Here is a 6,894-nt window from a genome sequence, read left to right on the forward strand (position 1 = left end):
GACAAGTGTTTAGCCGGACAGATCACTGGTGTTGGGAGACATCGCTGACACATCAAGGTGAGAAACCTCCACACGTTCACGTGTGGAGGTTTTTTCGTTGCCCCGCCGCTTGTCGGGAAACGGGTGGGTTGGGCCGTGCTGTCGTCGGACAATGAGGGCCGATAAAGCCATCAGGGAATCGCCCCATGTCCGCCGCCGAGACGCCGCGCCTGCCGCCGACCTTCAACCGCCTCGCCTGGTCGAACCTCGCCGCGCAATCGGCCGAACAAGTCGCGCTGGCCGCCGCCCCGATCGTCGCCGTGCTGCTGCTGCGCGTCGGCGAAGGCCAGACCGGCCTGCTGCAGACCGCGCTGACGCTGCCCTTCATCCTGTTTGCGATCCCTGCCGGCCTGCTGGCGGACCGCATCTCGCGGCGCTGGCTGATGGCGGGCTCCGAAGCGCTGCGTGCGGCGGCGCTCGGCGGAATCCTGCTGCTGATCTGGCTCGGCTGGATGACGCTGCCGCTGCTGGCTCTGCTCGGCTTCATCGCGGTGTGCGGCACGGTCGCGTATAGCGTCGCGGCACCGGCACTGGTGCCGTCGCTGGTGAACCCGGAGCAACTGCCCGCGGCCAATGCCCGGATTGAACTGGCGCGCACAGTCGCCTTTGCCAGCGGCCCCGCGCTCGGCGGCGTGCTGGTCGGATGGGTCGGCGCCGCCCCCGCGTTCGGATTTGCCGCTGCGCTGTCGGTCATCGCGGTCGTGCTGCTGTCGGGCATCTATGAGCCCGCCCGCGCGCCCGCCCCGCGCCGCCATCCGCTGCAGGAGATCAAGGAAGGCGCCGTGTTCGTGTTGCACCACAAGCTGCTGCGGCCGGTGTTCATCACCCAGTTCATCTTCAACACGGCCTCCTTCCTGCTGCTTGCGGTGTTCGTGCCCTATGCCGTGCGTCATCTCGGCCTTTCCGCGACCGGCGTCGGCACCACGCTCGCGATGTACGGCGTCGGCATGGTGGTCGGCGCGCTCCTGGCAACGCGCGTCATGAAGCGCCTCGCCTTCGGCACCGTGATCGGGCTCGGCCCGGTGACCGGTTTCGTCGCCGCCACCGTGATGGCGCTGACGACCATCTTTCCCTCACCGCTGCTCGCGGGCCTGAGCTTCTTCCTGCTCGGCGTCGGTCCGATCCTGTGGGTGATCTCCACCACCACGCTGCGCCAATCGGTGACGCCGCCCTCGCTCTTGGGCCGCGTCTCCGCCATCAACATCATGAGCTATGGCGCCCGCCCGCTCGGCTCGGCGCTCGGCGCCATCGTCGGCGGGCTCTACAGCGCCGAAGCCTGCCTCTACCTGGCGACCGCGATCTTCGCCGCCCAAGCGCTGGTCATCCTGATGTCGCCCGCCGTCTCGCTGACGCGGCAGCCGGAAATGGTCGGCGACGGGCCGGCGCTGCGGGCGTGTTGAGGCCTCTCCTCGTCATTGCCTGCGACAAACGCGAAGCGTTTGCGCAAGGGAGCAAAGCGACGAAGCAATCCATTCTTTCCGCGGAGAGATGGATTGCTTCGCTTCGCTCGCAATGTCGGCCTTGGCAACGATTTTCTTCCAAAATTGCCTACCAACGTCTCTTTCGGTTTCCGTACGCCGTTTTATATGATATCCATCATTTTATAGAAAACGGGAACCCTCCATGGCCGACCAGACCGTAGCGATCGCGCGCCCCCGTCCCGAGGCGTCCTCCACCGTTCTGCAGATCGCGGTGCTGGCGGCGCTGGCTGCCACCGGGACGCTGGCGACCAATATCCTGCTGCCGTCGCTCCCGCAGATGGCAGCCTCGCTGCACGTCACGAGCGCGGCGGTCACGTCAGCGATCACGATCTTTCTGGCGGTGTTCGCAGTCGGCCAGCTGGTGGTCGGGCCGATCTCGGACCGCTACGGTCGCCGCTGGCCGGTGCTGATCGGATTTGCCGTGTTTTTCGCCGGCAGCGTCTGGTGCGGCCTCGCCACCGACCTGCCCAACCTGCTCGCCGGCCGCGTGGTCCAGGCCGCCGGCGCCTGCGCCACCTCCGTGCTGTCACGCGCTATTGCGCGCGACCTGTTCTCCGGCGCCGCATTGGCGCGCGCGATGGCGCTGATCATGATTGCGATGGCGGCGGCGCCTGGCTTCTCGCCGCTGCTCGGCGGCGCGCTCGACCATTATTTCGGCTGGCGTTCCGAGTTCGCGCTTGTCGCCGCCTTTGCGGTGCTCGGCGCGCTCGCCTACCGCATGGTTCTGGGCGAGACCCATCATGCGACGCGCACACCGCTCGACCCGCTCGCGATCGCCCAAAACTATCTTGGCCTGATCTCCGACCGCCGTTTCGTGGTGCCGGCCGCGACCGTGAGCCTGATCATGGGCGGTCTGTTCGCGATGTTCTCGGCCGCGCCCCGCGTGCTGATCGAAGCGATGCACTTTACGCCCATCCAGTTGGGCCTGTTCTTTGCCGGCACCGTGCTGATCGTATTCGCAGCCGGAATGCTGGCGACAAAGCTGGCGCCGCGTTACGGGCTCGACCGTTCGATCCGCGGCGGATTATTCGCGGCCGCTGCCGGCAGCCTCGCGATGCTGCTGGTGTCGCTGTATGGCCCGACCTTCCTGCCGTTTCTGGGCGCGATGAGCGTGTTCCTGCTCGGCATGGGCATCGTGAACCCCTTGGGCACCGCGCAGGCGCTCTCCCCGTTCGGCGAGAAGGCAGGCGCGGCCTCCGCGCTGGTCGGCTTCTGGCAGATGATGAATGCGGCGATCGGCGTCTGGCTGGCCGCGACGATCTCGCACGAGGCGCTGTTCGCGCTCGGTGTGGTGCTGACGGTGTTTTCCCTGGTGGCGGTCGCACTCTACCCGCTGCGCGCCAAAGCGGCCTAGCTTCCGAGATACCGCTCGTACTTTCCGGCCACGACTTCATCCGCCGCAATGTCAGGATCGAGCGTATAAAGATCCTGCGCGCGGCCGATGCCGCGCAGCGCGTAGCGGCCGGTGGAAACCAGATAGTTGCGCCCCGCAGCGTCCAGTCCGGTGCGAAACGCCTCCGAGGTCAGCAATTCGCGGTCGACCGAGCGGCACATCGAGGCGATGCGGCTGACTTCGTTGACGGCCGGCCCCACCACGGTGAAGTCGAGCCGGTCATCGCTGCCGATATTGCCGTAAAAGACCTCGCCGACATGCAGGCCGACATGGGCCGTCGTCACCGCCACGCCTTCGGCGGCACGGCGGGCACTGACCGCAGCCATGTTGCGCCGGAAATGGTGTTCGGCGCGCAGCGCCGTGCGCTTGGCAACGGCCATGTTCTCGTTGGTGAACATCGCCAGCACGCCATCGCCGATCAATTTCAGCACCTCGCCGCCGGCGTCATGGATGGCGTCGATCGAGGCCTGCGCATAATCGTTCAGGAACGGGATGATCTGGCCGGGCTCGATGCTCTCGCTGATCGAGGTCGAGCCGCGCAGATCCGAAAACCACAGCACCGCGTTGATGCGCTCGGTGACGCCGCGGGCAATGCGGCCGCGCAGCACCTGCTCGGATGCGTCCCGGCCGAGATAGACCCTCCCCAGCGTCCGCGCGACCTCAGCCTGTGCGGCGGATTTGACCGCAAGCCCGAGCACCGGCACCAGCTCGCGCAAGGCGGCGAGTCCCTGCTCGCCAAATCCTTCGTCGCGCCGGGTTACCCATGTCGAGTAAAAGCAGTCCATCTGCCCCATGGTGCCGGCTTCGCCGAACCGGTGCACGAAGCTGAGAAAATGCTTGTGACCCTTGGCGGTCAGGTCCTCGATCATGTTGAAATCGAGGCCTTCGCAATCGGACAGATCGATCAGCAGCTCGTCGCCACCGGTTTCAAGCAAATGGTAAAATGTCGAGCGCCGCCAGTTATCCGCGACGGCGCCCTCGCTGCTCGAACCATATTCAAACCTGTCGGCCTCGTTGGTCTGGGAATCGCTCCAGCGAAATCCGCGGCCCTCGAACACCGGGTGCAGCGTGTCAATGATGACCATTGCGCGCGACAGCTCCAGGCCATGGGCGCGGCAGCGTTCGCAAAAGCCGCGGAGCAGATCGTTCTCGGGCAGGCCTGTCAGGCTCTGATGGGCGATCCAGTTCATCAGGCGCAGGCGGGGCGTGAGTTCCATGCCGCCATTATGCCGCGCAATCGTGACAGACGGAAGCCTGCGGAAATCCCTTAGGTTTTCCCGGATACGACGACTTCGCCGTCTTCCTTCACGAAGGAGGCCACGGGACGGTCGAGCAGGTCGAGCACCATCTCCGACGGCCGGCACAGCCGAACCCCCTTCGGCGTCACCACGATCGGCCGGTTGATCAGGATCGGATGGGCGAGCATGAAATCGATCAGTTCGTCGTCGCTCCATTTGGGATCGGCAAGGCCGAGCTCCGCATAGGGCGTGCCTTTTTCGCGCAATAACTCGCGTGCGGAAATGCCAAGCGCCGCGATCAGCTCGACCAGCCGGGCGCGGCTCGGCGGGGTCTTCAGGTACTCGATCACCTCGGGCTCTTCGCCGCTCTGGCGGATCATCGCCAGCGTATTGCGCGAGGTGCCGCAGGACGGGTTGTGATAGATCGTCACGCTCATGGGTGAGCTTCCTTCGCAGTTGCGACCACCTCGCCTGCCCCGCGCAGCAGCCAGCCCATCAAGATCATGGCGGCGAGCGCACCGCAGAGTTCGGCGGCGATGAAGCCGGGCAGATCGGTTGGGCGGATGCCCGAAAACGTATTAGTCAGCGATCGGGCTATGGCGACCGCGGGATTGGCAAACGACGTCGACGACGTGAACCAATAGGCCGCCGTGATGTAAAGCCCGACCAGCCAGGGGATCGCCGCCCGGTTGAACCGGATACCGGCCAAAATCGTCGCAAGCAGGCCGAACGCGGCCACCGCCTCCGCCAGCCATTGCGCGCCGCCGGTTCGCACCTTCAGCGAGGCATCCAGCAGCGGCAGGCCGAACATCGCATGCGCCATGATGGTCCCGGCGATGCCGCCGGCGATCTGCGCCGCCACGTACGACAACGCCTCGCGCGCCGTCAGCTCGCGCCGGAGCGCAAACACCAGGGAAACCGCAGGATTGAAATGCGCGCCCGATATCGGCCCGAGAATGCTGATCAGCACGACGAGGATCGCACCGGTCGGCAGCGTGTTGCCGAGCAGCGCGAGCGCAACGTCCTTGGTCAGCGTTTCCGCCATGATGCCGGAGCCGACCACGGTCGCGACCAGTATCGCGGTGCCGAGGGCTTCGGCGGTCAAGCGGCGCGGAAGATCAAAATCGGACATCAACTCGCCTTCTCGTGACCGTTAGTGGCACCATCGATGCGGCCGATATCGCGCAGCCGCGTTCCCAGCGACAGCGCATCGATGCTGCTCAGCGGCAGGCTCGTGAACGCGGCGATACGATTCTTCATGTACCGGAATGCTTCGACGAATGCCGCTTCGCGCTCGATATCGGTACCAACAACCTCCGCCGGGTCTGCAATACCCCAATGCGCAGTCATCGGCCGGCCGGGCCACACCGGGCAGGACTCGCCTGCGGCATTGTCGCAAACCGTAAAAATGAAATCCATCGCGGGGGCGCCGGGGCGCGCGAACTCCTCCCAACTCTTGGAGCGCAAATCGCCGGTCGGATAATCGAGGCTATTGAGGACCCTGATCGCGAATGGATTCACCGTTCCCTTCGGCTGGCTCCCCGCGGAGAAGGCGCGGAAGTGGCGATGGCCATCCTTCCGCAGAATCGCCTCGGCCAGGATCGAACGGGCGGTATTTCCAGTGCAAAGGAAGAGAACATTATACATGCGATCAGACATGGACTTTCCTCCTCTTCGAGGTGAACAGCAAGGCGTGAGGTCTTCGATCAGCGGCGCGCAGATTTCCGGACGTCCGTCGCAGCAATCCCTGACCATGAACAGCATGACCGCCCGAAACGCGTCGAGATCGGCGCGGTAGACGATCGAGCGGCTGAAGCGCTGGGCCGTCACCAGCCCCGCCCGCGACAGGATCGCCAGATGAGACGACATGGTGTTTTGCGGCACCGCCAGCGACTTGGCGATATCGCCGGCCGCCAGCCCCTCCGGTTCGTGCTTCACCAGCAGGCGAAACACCTCGAGCCGGGTCGGCTGCGCCAATGCAGCGAGCGCAAGAATGGCCTGTTCTGATTCCATATATCCAGACTTATGGATATATCTGAACATCGTCAAGCGGCTTATCGATATTGCCACTACGAGCGGCAAATTCCCGACTGGATCGGCGGGCACGGCACGGTGCCGTAAGAACAAAACACGCAGCAATCGCCCGAGCGAGGCTTGAGACGCTCGCCGCAGCCCTTGCAGTCGTAAAAGAACTGGCAGGCGTTGGTGGGCATGGTCTCGACGGATTGATGACTGCACTTTGGGCAAGTGAGCGTTGATTCCAACTGCATCAGGGATTTGCTCACACTCATTTTCAGCCGCATCGCGTTCAACGCCGCCACAAGGATCGTCGATCGCCCCACCGCGAAACTGCGCAACGCGCACTGCGTCGCCTAGCGGTCAAGCACAATCTAGCAGCCAAGGCGCGACAAAACAACCCGACGGGCAAATCACTTACGATTAACAGAAATCATGTCAAGCCCCGGAAACAAAAAAATTTCTGTTTTACAGAATCAAAAATCGGTTTATATAACAGCCATCCCGTCCCACTCAGAGGGCGTCGGCCGTCGTCACGGACGTTGGACGGGTTGCGGTGGACGCTGATGTTGCGGAGACGTAACGCGACAGCGGCGTACGGCGAAGACGCGTGGTCCTGGCGCCCGTTGCTGGCGTCAAGTTCCTGAGAAGCCAAAAGCTGATCAGGGGCGACGGAGTCAATCGAGAACTCGTCTCCGGGGAGAGCGCGTTATAAGCCGTAAAGCCA

7 protein-coding genes and 1 pseudogene are annotated in these 6,894 nt (G+C 64.4%); 2 read left to right on the forward strand and 6 right to left on the reverse strand.

The genetic code is table 11. The annotated features are described in order from the left end of the window. The first annotated feature begins 185 nt into the window (after window positions 1–185). The gene (locus JQ574_RS30575; RefSeq protein ID WP_212208195.1) at window positions 186–1,439 is read left to right on the forward strand and encodes an MFS transporter; all 1,254 of its coding nucleotides are present in this window, start codon (window positions 186–188) and stop codon (window positions 1,437–1,439) included. A 223-nt stretch (window positions 1,440–1,662) separates the two neighbouring features. Continuing rightward, window positions 1,663–2,874 carry a multidrug effflux MFS transporter gene (locus JQ574_RS30580; protein WP_212384139.1) on the forward strand — a complete coding sequence of 404 codons (1,212 nt, stop codon included), beginning with the start codon at window positions 1,663–1,665 and terminating at the stop codon, window positions 2,872–2,874. On the opposite strand, the gene JQ574_RS30585 is transcribed toward JQ574_RS30580, so the two are convergent. The 6 genes and pseudogenes from JQ574_RS30585 to JQ574_RS35340 form a co-directional block, all read right to left on the reverse strand. Continuing rightward, on the reverse strand, window positions 2,871–4,130 hold the full coding sequence (locus JQ574_RS30585; protein WP_212208197.1) for an adenylate/guanylate cyclase domain-containing protein: 1,260 nt from the start codon (window positions 4,128–4,130) through the stop codon (window positions 2,871–2,873). The two genes, JQ574_RS30580 and JQ574_RS30585, sit on opposite strands and share 4 nt — an antisense overlap. Before the next feature lie 50 nt (window positions 4,131–4,180). Further along, window positions 4,181–4,588, reverse strand: a complete 408-nt coding sequence (gene arsC, locus JQ574_RS30590) for an arsenate reductase (glutaredoxin) (protein WP_212208198.1) — start codon at window positions 4,586–4,588, stop codon at window positions 4,181–4,183. Then, window positions 4,585–5,283: an MIP/aquaporin family protein gene (locus JQ574_RS30595; protein ID WP_212208199.1), complete on the reverse strand. Its 699-nt coding sequence runs from the start codon at window positions 5,281–5,283 to the stop codon at window positions 4,585–4,587. Before JQ574_RS30595 ends, arsC begins: the two co-directional genes overlap by 4 nt. After that, window positions 5,283–5,810: an arsenate reductase ArsC gene (locus tag JQ574_RS35330; RefSeq protein WP_212272825.1), complete on the reverse strand. Its 528-nt coding sequence runs from the start codon at window positions 5,808–5,810 to the stop codon at window positions 5,283–5,285. The genes JQ574_RS30595 and JQ574_RS35330 overlap by 1 nt, the downstream gene beginning before the upstream one ends. 120 nt (window positions 5,811–5,930) lie before the next feature. Further along, a pseudogene (locus JQ574_RS35335) lies at window positions 5,931–6,194 on the reverse strand (ArsR/SmtB family transcription factor); the annotation flags it as partial. Between the two features lie 26 nt (window positions 6,195–6,220). Continuing rightward, on the reverse strand, window positions 6,221–6,421 hold the full coding sequence (locus JQ574_RS35340) for a GDCCVxC domain-containing (seleno)protein (protein ID WP_212296262.1): 201 nt from the start codon (window positions 6,419–6,421) through the stop codon (window positions 6,221–6,223). Between the last annotated feature and the right edge of the window lie 473 nt (window positions 6,422–6,894).

This window comes from Bradyrhizobium sp. AUGA SZCCT0158 (assembly GCF_018130065.1).
In the GTDB taxonomy this organism is placed as follows: Bacteria; Pseudomonadota; Alphaproteobacteria; order Rhizobiales; family Xanthobacteraceae; genus Bradyrhizobium.